We start from the raw sequence: 15,667 nt of genomic DNA, 5'->3' as shown, positions 1-15,667 counted from the left end.
CTCTCCCAGTGGCCGTTACGCAGTGTGTCGCAAATACGTGCGGCCGGTCTAGGCCCGCGGTGGGTGGTGCAGGCCCAGGTTCTCGTAGATTTCCAGGGTCGCCGTGGAGTTGTTGAGCGTGATGAAGTGCAGTCCGGGCACACCTTCGGCCAGCAGCCGCGCGCAGAACTCCGTGGCGAACTCGATGCCGATCGAGCGTACCGCCGCCGGATCGTCCTTGGCCGCGAGGATCCGCTCTTTCAGCTCCGGCGGGAACGAGGCGTTGCTGAGCTTCGGCAACCTCTCCAGCATCTTCACACTGGTCACCGGCATGACCTCGGGGATGACCGGGGTCGCGCAGCCGGCCGCGGCGACCCGGTCGCGCAGCCGGAGGTAGGACTCGGGCTGGAAGAACATCTGGGTGATGGCGTAGTCGGCGCCGGCCCGGCACTTGTCGACGAAGTGCGCCACGTCCGCGTCCCAGTCGGCGGAGCGCGGGTGCATCTCGGGGAAGGCCGCGACGCCGACGCAGAAGTCGCCCGACTCCTTGATGAGCCTGACCAGTTCGGCGGCGTACGTCAGGCCCTCGGGGTGCGCGATCCAGTCGGCGCCCGGGTCGCCGGGCGGGTCGCCGCGCACGGCCAGCATGTTGCGGATCCCGGCGTCGGCGTACTGGCCGATGATGTTGCGCAGCTCGGCGACGGAGTGGTCGACGGCGGTGAGGTGGGCCACCGGGGTCAGCGTGGTGTCGGCGACGATCTGCTGGGTCTCGCGGACCGTGCCCGCGCGCGTGGAGCCGCCGGCCCCGTAGGTCACGGAGACGAAGTCCGGGGCCACGGCCTCGACCCGCCTCAGCGCGCTCCACAGGTTCTTCTCGCCCTTGGGCGTCTTCGGCGCCGAGAACTCGAACGAGTACGTCGTCTTGCCGGTGGCGAGGATGTCACGCACCGTGCGGGCGCGATCAGTCCTCGTGCTTGCGGTTCCGAGGGCCATACGGGCAGGTTAGCCAGGGGGCGGCGGTCACCCAACCGGATGCGGGATATTTGTCCACATTGTCGAGTTGTTGTCCACCCTTTGGACACCTCCCCTTTGGACACCTCCCGTTTGGACTGCCCGTCGGAGCCGGTCAGAGCCCGCCGCAGCCGACGCGCCGCGACGACGGGCGGCTACGCCGGTGCCGGGGCCGCCTGCCGCAGCCGCTTCGCGAACTCGGCCGCCGCCGCGCCCGGGTCGTCGGCGGCGGTGATGGCGCGGACGACGACCACGCGCCGGGCGCCCGCGTCCAGCACCTCGTCGAGGTTGCCCAGGTCGATGCCGCCGATCGCGAACCAGGGGCGGTCGGTGCCCAGCGCCGCCGTGCGGCGGACCAGGTCGAGGCCGGGTGCGTGGCGGCCGGGCTTGGTCGGGGTCGGCCAGCAGGGACCGGTGCAGAAGTAGTCCACGCCCTCCTGGGCGGCGGCAGCGGCGGCCTCGGACTCGGCGTGCGTGGAGCGGCCGACGAGGACGTCGTCGCCCAGGATCGCCCGGGCGGCGGGCACCGGCAGGTCGCCCTGGCCGAGGTGCAGCACGTCGGCGCGGGCGGCGTGGGCGACGTCCGCGCGGTCGTTGACGGCGAGGAGCTTGCCGTGGCGGGCGCAGGCGTCGGCGAAGACCTCCAGGTGCTCCAGCTCCTCGGCCGCCTCCATTCCCTTGTCCCGCAACTGCACGATGTCGACGCCGCCGGCGAGCACGGCCTCCAGGAACTCGGGCAGGTCGCCCTGGCTCCGGCGGGCGTCCGTGCACAGGTAGAGCCGGGCGTCGGCGAGCCGGGCGCGGGCGGTGGTGGTGGCGGGCATGCGGGTGTCCCCCGGGTCGGGTGGCGCGGGCCCGTGACGGGCCGCGCGAGGGTGGCGTACGGGCACGGAAGCCCGGCGTGCGTGGCCCGCACGCCGAGCGGGGTGGCGGAGCGGCGAGGCGGCCGGTCAGACGGCGAGCGCCTGGGCGCGGCGCTTCACCTCCGTACCGCGATTCTCACTCAGGGCCTGGGCGGGGGTGCCGGGCAGGCTCGGGTCGGGCGTGAAGAGCCACTCCAGCATCTCCTCGGCCGTGAAGCCGTCGTCCCGCAGCAGCGTCAGGGTCCCGACCAGGCCCTTGACGACCTTGTCCTCGTCGATGAAGGCCGCGGGGATGTGCAGTGCGCGGTTCTCACCGCGGCGGACGGCGATGAGCTGGCCTTCCCTGATCAGCTGGCGCACCCGGGTCACCTCGACACCGAGCATCTCGGCGATGTCGGGAACGGTGAGCCAGGCGGGCACGAGAGCATCAATCTTTGCGTCAATCTCGGTCACGCCTCCAGCCTGCCACCTGGCACTGACAGTGGGAAACCCGGCTACGCCGTGGCCGTCGCCGCCTTCAGCGGCTTCGCCGGGTCGGCCAGCAGGTCCGGGTCCATCGGCGTACCCGCCTGGATCAGGCGCTTGCCCTGCGCCAGGTCGCGGGGGCGGCCCACAGCAAGCAGGGCGACCAGGCGGCCCTCGCGCAACCAGCAGACCGTCCACGCCTCACTCGCCGGGTCGCCGCGCCACACGGTGGTGTCGGCGGCCGTGTGGTGACCGGCGTACTGGACGAAGCGGCCGAACTGCTCGGACCAGAAGTACGGCACCGGGTCGTAGGGCGCCGGGGCCTCGCCGACCGGGGCGCCGACGATGTCGGCGGCGACCGTGCGCGGGCCCTGGAGGGCGTTGTCCCAGTGGTGCACCAGGAGCCGCTCGCCGTAGCGGGCGGACGGGAAGGAGGCGCAGTCGCCGACCGCGTGGACGTCCGGCGCGGAGGTGCGCAGGCGGTCGTCGGCCAGGACCTCGCCGTGCGCGCCGAGGGCGATGCCGGAACCGGCCAGCCAGCCGGTGGCGGGGCGGGCGCCGATGCCGACGACGACGGCGTCGGCGGCCAGCCGGGTGCCGTCGTCGAGGACGACCCGCCCGGACTCACCGGGGCCGCCGGGCTCGACGCGCTCCACGCGCGCGCGGGTGCGCAGTTCCGCGCCCGCGTCGGCGTACCAGGCGGTCATCGGCGCGGCGACCTCGGCGGGCAGCGCGTCGGCCAGCGGCCGGTCGGCGGCCTCCACCACGGTCACCGCGCAGCCCGCCTCGCGCGCGGCGGTGGCGAACTCGGCGCCGATCCAGCCCGCGCCGACCACCACGATGGCGTGCTGCCGGGCGAGCACCGGCCGCAGCCGTGCGGCGTCGTCCAGGGTGCGCAGCAGGTGCACGCCGGGCACCCCCTCGGCGCCCGGGAGGCGGACCGGTTCGGCGCCGGTCGCCAGGACGAGGGCGTCGTACGGCACGGGCCCCTCGGAGGTGTCCAGGAGGTGCTCGCCGGGGCGGACGCCCAGGGCCTCGCAGCCCAGCCGCAGGGTGATGCCGAGCGCCTCGAAGTCGACGTCGAAGGCGGAGCCCTCCGCGGTGCCGAGCAGGACGGCCTTGGACAGCGGGGGGCGGTCGTACGGCTGGTGCGGCTCCGCGCCGATCAGGGTCACCGGTCCGGTGAAGCCCTGTTCGCGCAGGGCGACCGCGGTCTGCACGCCCGCCATCCCGGCGCCCACGACGACCGCGCGCCGCTCCCCGTCCGCCGCCGGTCCCTGTCCCCGCTCCCGCGTCTGCTCGCTCACCTGATCACCATAGACACCCCGCGATTCGCCGGTCAGTGCCCGTGCGCGGTGAGCTGCTCCACCACGCTGGTTCCGCTGCCCGGCTGCGACTCCCACTCCCAGCTCTCGTCCAGCCGCACGCGCCCGTCCGGCAGTTCGACGACGGTGGACACGCAGTGCCCCGACGACGTGCTGCCGTCGGTCTTGAGCTGCACGTACCGGAAGTCCAGGCGGTCGCCCTCCCTGGTGCCCACCAGGTGCCCGCGGACGACGTCACCGCCCGCGTACTCGGCCCACACGGCGCCGTCCCGCTCGTGGTAGGTGAACCGGGTCCGGGTGCCCACCTGGCCGGGCGCCTGGTCGGCGACGGGGGCGAGGACGAGACCGTCGAGTGAACGCGCCACGGATGGAGGCTCCCTTACACGTGCGTTGGGCTGCGGGCTAGGGTGGCCAACGTAAGGCACTCGCGGGAGCCCGGACGCACCGGGCTGAGAGGGAGGCTGGCGGCCTCCGACCGTACGAACCTGATCCGGGTCATGCCGGCGAAGGGAGGGGCTGGACGCCCATGTCGTCTCCACCGCACACGTCTCGTATGCCTTGTACGTCACGTACCCCCGACGTCCTCGTCGTCGGAGGCGGGATCATCGGGCTCGTCACCGCCTGGCGGGCCGCGCAGCGCGGGCTGGTCACGGCCCTCGTGGACCCCGAGCCGGGCGGCGGGGCGGCCCAGGTGGCGGCCGGGATGCTGGCCGCCGTCACGGAGCTGCACTACGGCGAGGAGACGCTGCTCGCGCTGAACCTCGCCTCGGCCCGCCGTTACCCCGAGTTCGCGGCCGAGCTGACCGAGCTGACCGGCCACGACCTCGGTTACCGCCGCTGCGGCACGCTCGCCGTCGCGCTGGACGCCGACGACCGCGCCCACCTGCGCGAACTGCACGCGCTCCAGCAGCGCTCCGGACTGGAGTCCGAGTGGCTGTCGGGGCGCGAGTGCCGACGCCTGGAGCCGATGCTCGCGCCGGGCGTGCGCGGGGGCCTGCGGGTGGACGGCGACCACCAGATCGACCCCCGCCGACTCGCCCGCGCGCTGGTGGCCGCCTGCGCACACGCGGGCGTGGTCTTCCACCGGGCGTGGGCCGAGCGGCTCACCGTCGGCCCCGGGGACCGTGCCACCGGCGTCGTCACCACCGACGGCACCGCGCTGGAGGCCGGGCGGGTGGTGCTGGCCGGGGGCAGCCTGAGCGGGCGGCTCCCGGGTGTGCCGGAGGCCGTACTGCCGCCGGTGCGGCCCGTGAAGGGGCAGGTTCTGCGGCTGACCATGCCGGGGACGCCGGGGCCGCTGCTGAACCGCACCGTGCGTGCCGTGGTGCGCGGCAACCACGTCTACCTGGTGCCCCGGGAGAGCGGTGAGCTGGTCGTCGGCGCCACCAGCGAGGAGCTGGGCTGGGACACGAGGGTCACCGCGGGCGGCGTCTACGAGCTGCTGCGCGACGCCCACGAGCTGGTCCCCGGCATCACGGAGCTGCCCCTGACGGAGACCCGCGCGGGTCTGCGCCCCGGCTCCCCGGACAACGCCCCGCTGCTCGGCCCGACCGCGCTGGACGGCCTGCTGCTGGCCACCGGTCACTACCGCAACGGCGTCCTGCTCACCCCCGTCACCGGCGACGTCATGGCGGACGCCCTGACCGGCGGGGAACTGCCGGAGGAGGCCCGTCCCTTCAGCCCCCGGCGCTTCAGCGCCGCCCCCGCCCTCTCGGAGCAGCCCGCATGAACATCTCCGTCAACGGCGAGCCGCGCGAGGTGGCTCCGGGCACCGCCCTGGACACGCTGGTGGGCACGCTCACCCTGGCGCCGTCCGGAGTGGCCGCCGCCCTGAACGAGACCGTCGTCCCGCGCGCGCGGTGGTCCGCCACCGCGCTGTCCGAGGGCGACCGCGTCGAGGTCCTCACCGCCGTCCAAGGAGGCTGACCATGGCCGACGATCCCTTCGTCCTCGGCGGCACGACGTACGCGTCCCGCCTGATCATGGGTACGGGCGGAGCGCCCAGCCTGGACGTGCTGGAGCGCGCGCTGGTGGCCTCCGGCACGGAGCTGACGACCGTCGCGATGCGGCGGGTGAACGCCTCGGTGCACGGGTCGGTGCTGTCCGTGCTGGAGCGGCTCGGCATCCGGGTGCTGCCGAACACGGCCGGCTGCTTCACCGCCGGGGAGGCGGTGCTCACCGCCCGCCTCGCGCGCGAGGCGCTCGGCACGGACCTGGTCAAGCTGGAGGTCATCGCCGACGAGCGCACGCTGCTGCCGGACCCGGTCGAGCTGCTGGACGCGGCGGAGACGCTGGTCGACGACGGGTTCACCGTCCTGCCGTACACCAACGACGACCCGGTGCTCGCGCGGAAGCTGGAGGATGTCGGGTGCGCGGCGATCATGCCGCTGGGCTCGCCGATCGGGTCCGGGCTCGGAATCCGCAACCCGCACAACTTCCAGCTGATCGTGGAGCACGCGCGCGTGCCGGTGATCCTGGACGCGGGGGCCGGTACGGCCTCGGACGTGGCCCTGGCGATGGAGCTGGGGTGTGCGGGTGTGATGCTCGCCTCGGCGGTGACGCGGGCGCAGGAGCCGGTGCTGATGGCCGCGGCGATGCGCTCCGCGGTGGAGGCGGGGCGGTTGGCCCGGCGGGCCGGGCGGATTCCGCGGCGGCACTTCGCCGAGGCGTCGTCTCCTGCGGAGGGCTTGGCGGTGCTGGACCCGGAGCGGCCGGCCTTTTAGGTGGCTGCGCAGCCCGGCGTTGCGGGGATGCCTCCCCCAGTGCCTGAACGGCCTGGGAGGTACCCCCATCGCCCACCCGTGCCGCCCCAGCGGCACGACTGCCCGCAGCTACGTGCGTCACAGTCCCGCCCCGATTTCGGTCGGCGACGCGGGGTGTCCGTGGTGGCTCGTAGACTCACCTGCGTGGACACGACCCTTCAGGACCCTCTCGTCGGGCAGGTGCTCGACGGCCGGTACCGCGTCGAGGCGCGGATCGCGGTCGGCGGGATGGCCACGGTCTACCGGGCCGTGGACACCCGCCTGGACCGCGTGCTCGCGCTGAAGGTGATGCACCCGACGCTCGCGACCGACGCCGCCTTCGTCGAGCGGTTCATCCGCGAGGCCAAGTCGGTGGCCCGGCTCGACCACCCCAACGTCGTCCAGGTCTTCGACCAGGGTGCCGAGGGGGCGTACGTCTACCTGGCGATGGAGTACATCGCGGGCTGCACCCTGCGGGACGTGCTGCGCGAGCGCGGGGCGCTCAGGCCGCGGGCCGCGCTGGACATCCTGGAGCCGGTCCTCGCCGCGCTCGGTGCCGCGCACCGGGCGGGGTTCGTGCACCGGGACATGAAGCCGGAGAACGTGCTGATCGGCGACGACGGCCGGGTCAAGGTCGCCGACTTCGGCCTGGTCCGCGCCGTGGACACCGTCACCAGCACCACCGGCTCCGTCCTCGGCACCGTCTCCTATCTGGCGCCCGAGCAGATCGAGCAGGGCACCGCCGACCCCCGGGTCGACGTCTACGCGTGCGGTGTCCTGCTGTACGAGATGCTGACCGGCGCCAAGCCGCACGACGGGGACTCCCCCGCGGCCGTCCTGTACAAGCACCTCCACGAGGACGTGCCGCCGCCGTCGGCGGCCGTGCCGGAGCTGGCGTACGAGCTGGACGAGCTGGTCGCCGCGGCCACCGCGCGCAACGCGGAGATCCGGCCGCACGACGCCGTGGCGCTGCTCGCGCGGGCCCGCGAGGCGCGGGAGGCGCTGAGCGCGGCACAGCTGGACGTCGTGCCGCCGCAGGCGCTCGCCGCGGAGCACGACAACGCCGAGGACCGCACGAGCGTGATCCCGCGCGCGCTCACGATGCCCCGGCCGCTGCCCGTCAACGAGGACGACGAGGCCGACGGCACGGTCGGTCGCTTCGCTTCGGACGGGATCGACCGCACCAGCCGGCTCACGGCTCCCCCGCCGCCCGCCGCCCCGCCCCGGCGGCTCCGGCTGCGCCGCGGGCCGCTGACGATCGTCGTGGCCGTGCTGCTGGTGCTCGGGCTCGGCACCGGCGTCTGGTACATCAACTCCGGCCAGTTCACCAAGGTGCCGCCGTTGCTGTCCAAGACCGAGTCGCAGGCCCGGGACCGGCTGGACGACGCCGGTCTCGACGTCGGCACGGTGCGGCACGCCTACAGCGACACCGTGGAGCGCGGCAAGGTCATCAGCACCGACCCGGGGGTGGGCGACCGCATCCGGAAGAACGACTCCGTGGCGCTCACCGTCTCCGACGGCCCCGACACCGTGAAGCTGCCGGACGTGGCGGGCTACAAGCTGGACAAGGCCCGCACGCTGCTGGAGGACGAGGGACTGGAGCCGGGCATGGTGACCCGGGCGTTCAGCGACGAGGCGGCCAAGGGCTTCGTGATCTCCACCGAGCCAGGCTCGGGCACCACGGTGCGCGCGGGCTCCGCGGTCGCCCTGGTCGTCAGCAAGGGCAGCCCGATCGACGTCCCGGACGTCACCGGCGACGACCTGGCCGACGCGCGGGACGAGCTGACCCGGGCCGGTCTCCAGGTGAAGGTCGCCGACGCGCGGGTGAACTCGGAGTACGACAGCGGCCAGGTCGCCCGCCAGACGCCGGAGCCGGGCGGCCGGGCCGCCGAGGGGGACACGGTGACGCTCACGGTGTCCAAGGGCCCCCGGATGATCGAGGTGCCGGACGTGGTCGGCGACAGCGTGGACGACGCCAAGCGGACGCTCCAGGACGCAGGCTTCGAGGTGGACGAGGACCGCGGTCTGCTCGGACTGTTCGGCGACACCGTCAAGAAGCAGTCCGTGGACGGCGGGGACACGGCCCCCGAGGGCTCGACCATCACCCTCACGATCCGCTGACCCGGCGGCCGGGCCGGACCGGCGCTGTGACGGGCGGCGCCGGTGCGGCCGTACCCTGATCCGGGGTCCGTCCCCACGTCCTGGCATCCTTGGTGCGGACATGAGCACCGCATCCGCATCCCCCTCCCCCGTGCCGCGCAACCCCGTCGGCGGCCACGTCCCCGTGGCCGGCGGACTGCACTCCGTCGGCCTGTCCTACGCCCGTGAGCTGAAGGCCGAGACCGTGCAGGTCTTCGTCGCCAATCCGCGCGGCTGGGCCACCCCGGCCGGCAACCCGAAGCAGGACGAGGCCTTCCGGGAGGCCTGCGCAGCCGGCTCGGTCCCGGCGTACGTGCACGCCCCGTACCTGATCAACTTCGGCTCGCACACCGAGGCGACGGTGGAGCGGTCGGTTCAGTCGCTGCGGCACTCGCTGCGGCGCGGGCGGGCCATCGGGGCGCTCGGCGTGGTCGTGCACACCGGCAGCGCGACCGGCGGACGGGACAGGTCGGTGGCGCTGAAGCAGGTGCGCGAGCACCTGCTGCCGCTGCTCGACGAGCTGACCCACGACGACGACCCGTACCTGCTGCTGGAGTCGACGGCGGGCCAGGGCGCCTCCCTGTGCTCGCGGACCTGGGACTTCGGGCCGTACTTCGAGGCGCTGGACGCCCACCCGAAGCTGGGCGTGTGCCTGGACACCTGCCACATCTTCGCGGCGGGCCACGACCTGACCGGCCCGTCCGGCATGCACCAGACCCTCGACCTGCTGGTGGACACCGTCGGCGCGGGCCGGCTGAAGCTGATCCACGCCAACGACTCCAAGGACGTGGCCGGCGCCCACAAGGACCGGCACGAGAACATCGGCGCCGGTCACATCGGCGAGGACCCGTTCCGCGCGCTGATGACCCACCCGGCGACCGAGGGCGTGCCGCTGGTCATCGAGACGCCGGGCGGCAAGGAGGGGCACGCGGCGGACGTGGCGCGGCTGAAGAGGCTGCGCGACGGCTGACCCCCGAGCGGTCCCCGGGGGGTCACAGCTCGGGGCCGTCCCCGGGCTCTTCCTGGTAGGAGTAGCGCTGCTCCCGCCAGGGGTCGCCGATGTTGTGGTAGCCGCGCTCCTCCCAGAAGCCGCGCCGGTCGGCGGTCATGTACTCGATGCCGCGCACCCACTTCGGGCCCTTCCAGGCGTACAGGTGCGGGACGACCAGGCGCAGCGGGAAGCCGTGCTCGGCGGTGAGCAGCTCGCCGTCCTTGTGGGTGGCGAAGAGGGTGCGCTCGGCGGCGAAGTCGGACAGCCGGAGGTTGGAGCTGAATCCGTACTCGGCCCACACCATCACATGGGTGACGTCGGGCGCGGGCGGGGCAAGCTCCAGGATGGTGGCGGCCGGGACGCCGCCCCACTCGGCGCCGAGCATGCTGAACTTCGTGACGCAGTGCAGGTCGGCGACGACCGTGGTGTAGGGCAGGGCGGTGAACTCGTCGTGGGTCCAGCCGTGCTTCTCGTCGTCGGTGGTGGCGCCGAAGACGCGGAACTCCCAGCGCTCGGGGCGGAACTTGGGGACCGGTCCGTAGTGCGTGACGGGCCAGCCTCGTTGCAGTCGCTGCCCGGGGGGGAGCTCGAACCGCGAGGCTCCTTGCGAACCGTCTTCTCCCGATCCGTCTTCCACCGGCTGACCCATGCCTCCATCCTGACAGACCCGGACCGATGCCCCTGACCCACCTCACTTACATTCGGGCAAACGGCAACAAGAACGACCAATCCGACTAAGCCTGTACTTACTTACTAAGTCAACACTTACTGGACGATCTTCGACGCCGGTGCAATCATGCCGCGCAACACGCCTGTTCCCGTTCGAAGGAGCCTCAAGCGATGCAGGGCGACCCGGAAGTCATCGAGTTCCTCAATGAGCAGCTGACCGCCGAGCTGACGGCGATCAACCAGTACTTCCTGCACGCGAAGCTGCAGGACCACAAGGGCTGGACCAAGCTCGCGAAGTACACGCGCGCGGAGTCCTTCGACGAGATGCGCCACGCCGAGGTGCTCACCGACCGCATCCTGCTCCTGGACGGCCTGCCGAACTACCAGCGGCTCTTCCACGTGCGCGTCGGCCAGAGCGTGACCGAGATGTTCCAGGCCGACCGGGAGATCGAGCTGGAGGCGATCGACCGGCTGCGCCGGGGCATCGAGGTGATGCGGGCCAAGCACGACATCACGTCGGCCAACGTCTTCGAGGCGATCCTCGCCGACGAGGAGCACCACATCGACTACCTGGAGACCCAGCTCGACCTGATCGAGAAGCTGGGCGAGTCGCTCTACCTGTCGACGGTGATCGAGCAGACCCAGCCGGACCCGTCCGGACCGGGATCGCTCTGACCGGATACGGCCCTCAGGCCGCCTCGGGAAGCTCCGCGAGGACCGGGGCGCCCTGGTCGGCCAGCTGCCGACGGGGGCAGGCGCCGCGCCCGAGCAGGGCCTGGATGCGCCGTACGCAGCCGCCGCAGTCGGTGCCCGCCTTGCAGGCGGAGGCGATCTGCCGGGGCGTGCACGCGCCGGCCTCCGCGTGGCTCTTCACCTGTTCCTCGGTGACACCGAAGCAGCTGCAGACGAACACGCGGTTCACCTCCCGGACGGGGTACAAGGTCGTGCCGTACCGACGACCGGGGGGCCCGACTGATCGGTGAGGCAAACCTAACCTTACCCATCGCGCAAGGCCGGCAAAAGTGGGAGGGGCGCGGATCCCATGTGACCCGCGCCCCATTTCACCCGCCCAGCCAGGGGCGGTCCCGTTACTGGTCCCGGTACATCTCTGCCACCAGGAACGCCAGGTCGAGCGACTGGCTGCGGTTCAGCCGCGGGTCGCAGGCCGTCTCGTAGCGCTGGTGCAGGTCGTCGACGAAGATCTCGTCGCCGCCGCCCACGCACTCGGTGACGTCGTCGCCGGTCAGCTCGACGTGGATGCCGCCCGGGTGGGTGCCGAGCGACTTGTGCACCTCGAAGAAGCCCTTGACCTCGTCGAGCACGTCGTCGAAGCGGCGGGTCTTGTGACCGGAGGCCGCCTCGTAGGTGTTGCCGTGCATCGGGTCGGTGATCCAGGCGACCGTGGCGCCGGACGCGGTGACCTTCTCCACCAGCTCCGGGAGCTTGTCGCGGATCTTGTCCGCGCCCATCCGGACGATGAAGGTCAGCCGCCCGGGCTCGCGCTCGGGGTCCAGGCGCTCGATGTACTGGAGCGCCTCCTCGGCCGTGGTGGACGGGCCGAGCTTGATGCCGATCGGGTTGCGGATCCGCGAGGCGAACTCGATGTGCGCGTGGTCCAGCTGCCGGGTGCGCTCACCGATCCACACCATGTGCCCGGAGACGTCGTACAGCTGCCCGGTGCGCGAGTCGACGCGGGTGAGGGCCGACTCGTAGTCCAGCAGCAGCGCCTCGTGCGAGGAGAAGAACTCCACGGTCTGGAACTCGGCCGGGTCCGTGCCGCAGGCACGCATGAAGTTCAGCGCGTTGTCGATCTCCCGGGCGAGCTGCTCGTAGCGCTGGCCGGAGGGGGAGGACTTCACGAAGTCCTGGTTCCAGGCGTGCACCTGGCGCAGGTCGGCGTAGCCGCCGGTGGTGAAGGCGCGCACCAGGTTCAGCGTGGACGCCGACGCGTGGTACATGCGCTTGAGCCGCTCGGGGTCCGGGATCCGGGCCTCTTCGGTGAAGTCGAAGCCGTTGACGGAGTCGCCGCGGTAGGTCGGCAGGGTCACGCCGTCGCGGGTCTCGGTCGGCTTGGAGCGCGGCTTGGAGTACTGGCCGGCGATCCGGCCGACCTTCACCACGGGCACGGAGGCGGCGTAGGTGAGGACGGCCCCCATCTGGAGGAGGGTCTTGAGCTTGTTGCGGATGTGGTCCGCGGACACCGCGTCGAAGGCCTCGGCGCAGTCGCCGCCCTGGAGGAGGAACGCCTCTCCCTTGGCGACGGCCGCCATCCGGGCGCGCAGCTGGTCGCACTCGCCCGCGAAGACGAGCGGCGGATACGACTCGAGGTCCGCGATCACTGCGCGCAGAGCCTCAAGGTCGGGGTACTCGGGCTGCTGCGCCGCGGGCAGGTCTCGCCAGGTGTTGCCAGCGCTCGGGCTGGTCTTAGCGTTCACGGTCACCCCTCAACCCTACGGGGTCGCGTCACGCGGTTTTCGCGTGGCTCGACAGGTGAGACGGGACCCCGGTGCGGGCCGGCGCTGCCGGGTTGGTAACCTCACGCGCCTCCTGAGTTCGGATCACGGTGAACTCACAGACATATTCATATCGAGCGCATACCGGGGTGGGGTTTTGAGCGCGGAGCACCGCAGAGACCGCAAGAAGAAGAGACTGCTCGTCTACGCCGCCGCCTCGGCGGTGGCCGTCGCCGCCACGGCCGGCGGCCTGGCCCTGGCCTCGCCGGGCCTGCTCGGCTCGGACCAGGCCCAGGCCGCCGTGGCCCCGGGGGCCCGGTTGCAGAGCGAGTTCGAGCAGGCGGCCGAGGAGTTCGACGTCCCGCAGAGCGTGCTGATGGCGGTCTCGTACCGGCAGACGCGCTGGGAGGACCACGACGGGCTGCCGAGCACCACCGGCGCCTACAACGTGATGGGCCTCACGGACGTCGACGCGGACAGCCTGGAGCACGACGGCGCCGCCGAGGAGCGCGAGCACCGGCTCGAGCACATGAACCGCAGCGGCGACCCGGTGGTCGAGAAGCACTTCGACGCCGACAAGGCGCTCAAGAGCCTCGACGAGGAGCCCGTCGACACCGACGACCCGCGGCTGCACACCCTGGACGAGGCGGCCGGCCTCATCGACGCGTCGGCCGAGACGGTGCAGAGCGACACCGGCGAGAGCATCCGGGCGGGCGCCGCGCTGCTGGCCAAGTACCAGAAGGACGCGACCGGTTCGCTGCCCGCGGACCCCGGCGCCTGGTACCCGGCGGTGGCCCGCGCCAGCCAGGCCCCGGACACCAAGGGCGCGCAGCTCTTCGCGCAGCGCGTGTTCGATTCGATCAAGACCGGTGAGCAGCGCGTCACCGCCGACGGCCAGTCGCTCAGCCTGCCGGCCGACCCGGCGGTGAAGCCGCGCAAGACGACGGACCTGGAGCTGGCCGCGGCCTCCGCCGCCCCGGCCCCCGAGTGCCCGTCCGGCCTGAACTGCGACTTCCGTCCCGCCGCCTACAAGCAGAACGGCGGCATCGACGACTGGGGCAACTACAACGTCGCGAACCGCCCCACGGCCGGCCACGAGATCACCTCGATCGTGATCCACGACACCGAGGGCAGTTACAGCAGCGCCCTGGGCGTCTTCCAGAACTCCCTGTCGTACGCCAGCGCCCACTATCTGATCCGCGCCTCCGACGGTCTGGTCACCCAGCTGGTCGAGAACAAGAACGAGGCGTGGCACGCGGCCAACAAGACCCTCAACATGCACTCGATCGGCATCGAGCACGAGGGTTACGCGATCAAGGACGGCAGCTGGTACACCGAGCCGCAGTACGAGTCCTCGGCCGCGCTGGTGAAGTACCTGGCCGGAAAGTACGACATCCCGCTGGACCGTGAGCACGTCCTCGGCCACGACGAGGTCCCGGGCGTCCTGGACGGCAACGTGAAGTCCCAGCACTGGGACCCGGGCCCGTTCTGGGACTGGAACCACTACATGGACCTGCTGGGCGCCCCCACCGGCGCCGGGGGTCCGGGCGGCCCGTACAAGGCCGGCCAGGTGATCCGCGTCGTCCCGCCGTTCACCACGGCCAACCAGCCGAAGATCACCAACAGCGGTTCCCCGGTCCCCGCGCAGCCGGCGAACTTCACCTACCTGTACTCCTCGCCGTCCACCTCCTCGGCCACCCTCACCGACCCGTACCTGGGCAGCCAGACCTGGTCCGAGGGCTGGAACTGGGGCAACAAGGTCCTGGCCGGCAGCGAGTTCGTGGTCGCCGAGGCCCGGCAGGACTGGACGGCCATCTGGTACGGCGGCAAGAAGGCCTGGTTCTCCAACCGCGGCGGCCAGTTCGCCACCCCCGTCGGCACCCCGGACGTGGTCACGCCCAAGGCGGGGTCGTCCTCGGTCCCGGTGTACGGGCGCGCCTACCCCGAGGACAGCGCGTACACGGGCACCGGAGTGCCGGTTCAGACCAAGAACAACGAGTCGCTGACCAAGTACGGCGTCCTGGCCGGGCAGAAGTACGCGCTGGCCGGTGGCGCCATGAAGGGCTCGTACTACAACAGCGGCAACATGGACGGTTCGGGCGCGGGCTCGCGCACGGTGGTGGTGGGCAACACCACGTACTACCCGATCCACTTCAACCACCGCATCGGCTACGTCCGCACGGCCGACGTCCAGCTGGCCAAGGGCACCGCGCCCGACCCGGGCACCGACCGGTACGACATCCTCGGCCGGGACTCCTCGGGCGTGCTGTGGCAGTACCAGGGCACCGGCAGCGCGTCCTCGCCGTTCTTCGGCCGCTTCCGCGTCGGCCCGGGCTGGAACGCCTACGACGCGGTGACGACGATGACGGCGCTGCGCGCCGACGGCACCGGCGACATGGTGGCCCGGGACAAGAGCGGCGTGCTCTGGTACTACAAGGGCACCGGCAACACCGCCGCGCCGTTCGCGGCCCGCACCCGGGTCGGCGGCGGCTGGTCCGTCTACGACACGATCATCGGCGCCCGTGACCTCACGGGTGACGGCAAGGCCGACCTGATCGCCCGCGACAAGAGCGGCGTGCTCTGGCTCTACAAGGGCACCGGCAACACGACCGCGCCCTTCGCGGCCCGCACCCGGGTCGGCGGCGGCTGGTCCGTCTACAACGCGCTGACCGACACCGGCGACCTCACGGGTGACGGCAAGGCCGACCTGATCGCCCGCGACAAGAGCGGTGTCCTGTGGCTCTACAAGGGCACCGGCAACGCCGCGTCACCCTTCGCGACCAAGTCCAGGGTCGGCGGCGGCTGGTCGGTCTACACCGTGCTGAACGGGCCGAGCGACCTGAACCGCGACGGGGTGCCGGACCTGATCGCCCGGGACAAGGACGGCGTGCTCTGGTTCTACCAGGGCACCGGCAGCGCCACGGCGCCGTTCAAGACCCGCGCCAAGGTCGGCGGCGGCTGGAACACCTACGGCATGATCATCTGAGTCGATCGCCGTCGGCCCCGGCGCGGATGCGCTAGGGTCGGCGGC

The 15,667-nt window shown here is 72.3% G+C and carries 15 protein-coding genes and 1 riboswitch; of the genes, 7 read left to right on the top strand and 8 right to left on the bottom strand.

Annotated elements, in window-relative coordinates; translation table 11 throughout:
• Positions 1-48: 48 nt before the first annotated feature.
• The 5 genes from metF to ACIRGB_RS23385 all read right to left on the bottom strand — a co-directional run bounded on the left by metF (position 49) and on the right by ACIRGB_RS23385 (position 4,008).
• The gene (metF, locus tag ACIRGB_RS23405) at positions 49-972 is read right to left on the bottom strand and encodes a methylenetetrahydrofolate reductase [NAD(P)H] (protein ID WP_403868313.1); all 924 of its coding nucleotides are present in this window, start codon (positions 970-972) and stop codon (positions 49-51) included.
• A gap of 173 nt (positions 973-1,145) precedes the next feature.
• Positions 1,146-1,814 (bottom strand): thiamine phosphate synthase, encoded by a 669-nt coding sequence (gene thiE / locus ACIRGB_RS23400; RefSeq protein ID WP_403868310.1) that lies wholly within the window; start codon positions 1,812-1,814, stop codon positions 1,146-1,148.
• Between the two features lie 126 nt (positions 1,815-1,940).
• Positions 1,941-2,306, bottom strand: coding sequence for an Rv2175c family DNA-binding protein (locus ACIRGB_RS23395; RefSeq protein WP_398912779.1), 366 nt, complete (start codon positions 2,304-2,306; stop codon positions 1,941-1,943).
• A 41-nt stretch (positions 2,307-2,347) separates the two neighbouring features.
• Positions 2,348-3,625, bottom strand: coding sequence for an NAD(P)/FAD-dependent oxidoreductase (locus ACIRGB_RS23390; protein WP_403868306.1), 1,278 nt, complete (start codon positions 3,623-3,625; stop codon positions 2,348-2,350).
• A 32-nt stretch (positions 3,626-3,657) separates the two neighbouring features.
• Positions 3,658-4,008, bottom strand: a complete 351-nt coding sequence (locus ACIRGB_RS23385) for a hypothetical protein (RefSeq protein WP_403868303.1) — start codon at positions 4,006-4,008, stop codon at positions 3,658-3,660.
• A 52-nt stretch (positions 4,009-4,060) separates the two neighbouring features.
• A riboswitch (TPP riboswitch) is annotated at positions 4,061-4,172 on the top strand.
• Here ACIRGB_RS23385 and thiO point away from each other — a divergent pair.
• The 5 genes from thiO to ACIRGB_RS23360 all read left to right on the top strand — a co-directional run bounded on the left by thiO (position 4,170) and on the right by ACIRGB_RS23360 (position 9,493).
• Positions 4,170-5,372, top strand: coding sequence for a glycine oxidase ThiO (gene thiO, locus ACIRGB_RS23380; RefSeq protein ID WP_403868300.1), 1,203 nt, complete (start codon positions 4,170-4,172; stop codon positions 5,370-5,372). Its footprint overlaps the riboswitch before it by 3 nt.
• The gene (gene thiS / locus ACIRGB_RS23375; RefSeq protein WP_403868297.1) at positions 5,369-5,569 is read left to right on the top strand and encodes a sulfur carrier protein ThiS; all 201 of its coding nucleotides are present in this window, start codon (positions 5,369-5,371) and stop codon (positions 5,567-5,569) included. The genes thiO and thiS overlap by 4 nt, the downstream gene beginning before the upstream one ends.
• 2 nt (positions 5,570-5,571) lie before the next feature.
• Positions 5,572-6,366, top strand: a complete 795-nt coding sequence (locus tag ACIRGB_RS23370) for a thiazole synthase (protein WP_403868294.1) — start codon at positions 5,572-5,574, stop codon at positions 6,364-6,366.
• A 183-nt stretch (positions 6,367-6,549) separates the two neighbouring features.
• Positions 6,550-8,505 (top strand): Stk1 family PASTA domain-containing Ser/Thr kinase, encoded by a 1,956-nt coding sequence (pknB, locus tag ACIRGB_RS23365; protein ID WP_403868291.1) that lies wholly within the window; start codon positions 6,550-6,552, stop codon positions 8,503-8,505.
• A 100-nt stretch (positions 8,506-8,605) separates the two neighbouring features.
• Positions 8,606-9,493, top strand: a complete 888-nt coding sequence (locus ACIRGB_RS23360) for a deoxyribonuclease IV (RefSeq protein WP_403868288.1) — start codon at positions 8,606-8,608, stop codon at positions 9,491-9,493.
• 22 nt (positions 9,494-9,515) lie between these two features.
• Here ACIRGB_RS23360 and ACIRGB_RS23355 read toward each other — a convergent pair whose 3' ends face one another.
• On the bottom strand, positions 9,516-10,163 hold the full coding sequence (locus ACIRGB_RS23355; protein WP_403868285.1) for a sulfite oxidase-like oxidoreductase: 648 nt from the start codon (positions 10,161-10,163) through the stop codon (positions 9,516-9,518).
• 191 nt (positions 10,164-10,354) lie between these two features.
• Between ACIRGB_RS23355 and bfr the strand changes: the two genes are divergently transcribed.
• Complete coding sequence (gene bfr / locus ACIRGB_RS23350) at positions 10,355-10,858, top strand: bacterioferritin (RefSeq protein ID WP_007448529.1); 504 nt, start codon at positions 10,355-10,357, stop codon at positions 10,856-10,858.
• A 13-nt stretch (positions 10,859-10,871) separates the two neighbouring features.
• Here the strand turns inward: bfr and ACIRGB_RS23345 are convergent, their stop codons facing one another.
• The gene (locus tag ACIRGB_RS23345) at positions 10,872-11,105 is read right to left on the bottom strand and encodes a bacterioferritin-associated ferredoxin (RefSeq protein WP_030869393.1); all 234 of its coding nucleotides are present in this window, start codon (positions 11,103-11,105) and stop codon (positions 10,872-10,874) included.
• A gap of 166 nt (positions 11,106-11,271) precedes the next feature.
• Complete coding sequence (locus ACIRGB_RS23340; protein ID WP_403868281.1) at positions 11,272-12,624, bottom strand: class II 3-deoxy-7-phosphoheptulonate synthase; 1,353 nt, start codon at positions 12,622-12,624, stop codon at positions 11,272-11,274.
• A gap of 169 nt (positions 12,625-12,793) precedes the next feature.
• On the opposite strand from ACIRGB_RS23340, the gene ACIRGB_RS23335 reads away from it, so the two are divergent.
• Positions 12,794-15,622, top strand: coding sequence for an N-acetylmuramoyl-L-alanine amidase (locus ACIRGB_RS23335; protein WP_403868278.1), 2,829 nt, complete (start codon positions 12,794-12,796; stop codon positions 15,620-15,622).
• The last annotated feature ends 45 nt before the right edge of the window (positions 15,623-15,667 follow it).

Source organism: Streptomyces sp. NPDC102490, assembly GCF_044765285.1.
In the GTDB taxonomy this organism is placed as follows: domain Bacteria; phylum Actinomycetota; class Actinomycetes; order Streptomycetales; family Streptomycetaceae; genus Streptomyces.
Note: the sequence above shows the minus strand (reverse complement) of the source record. Positions and strands in the feature narration are given on the sequence as shown.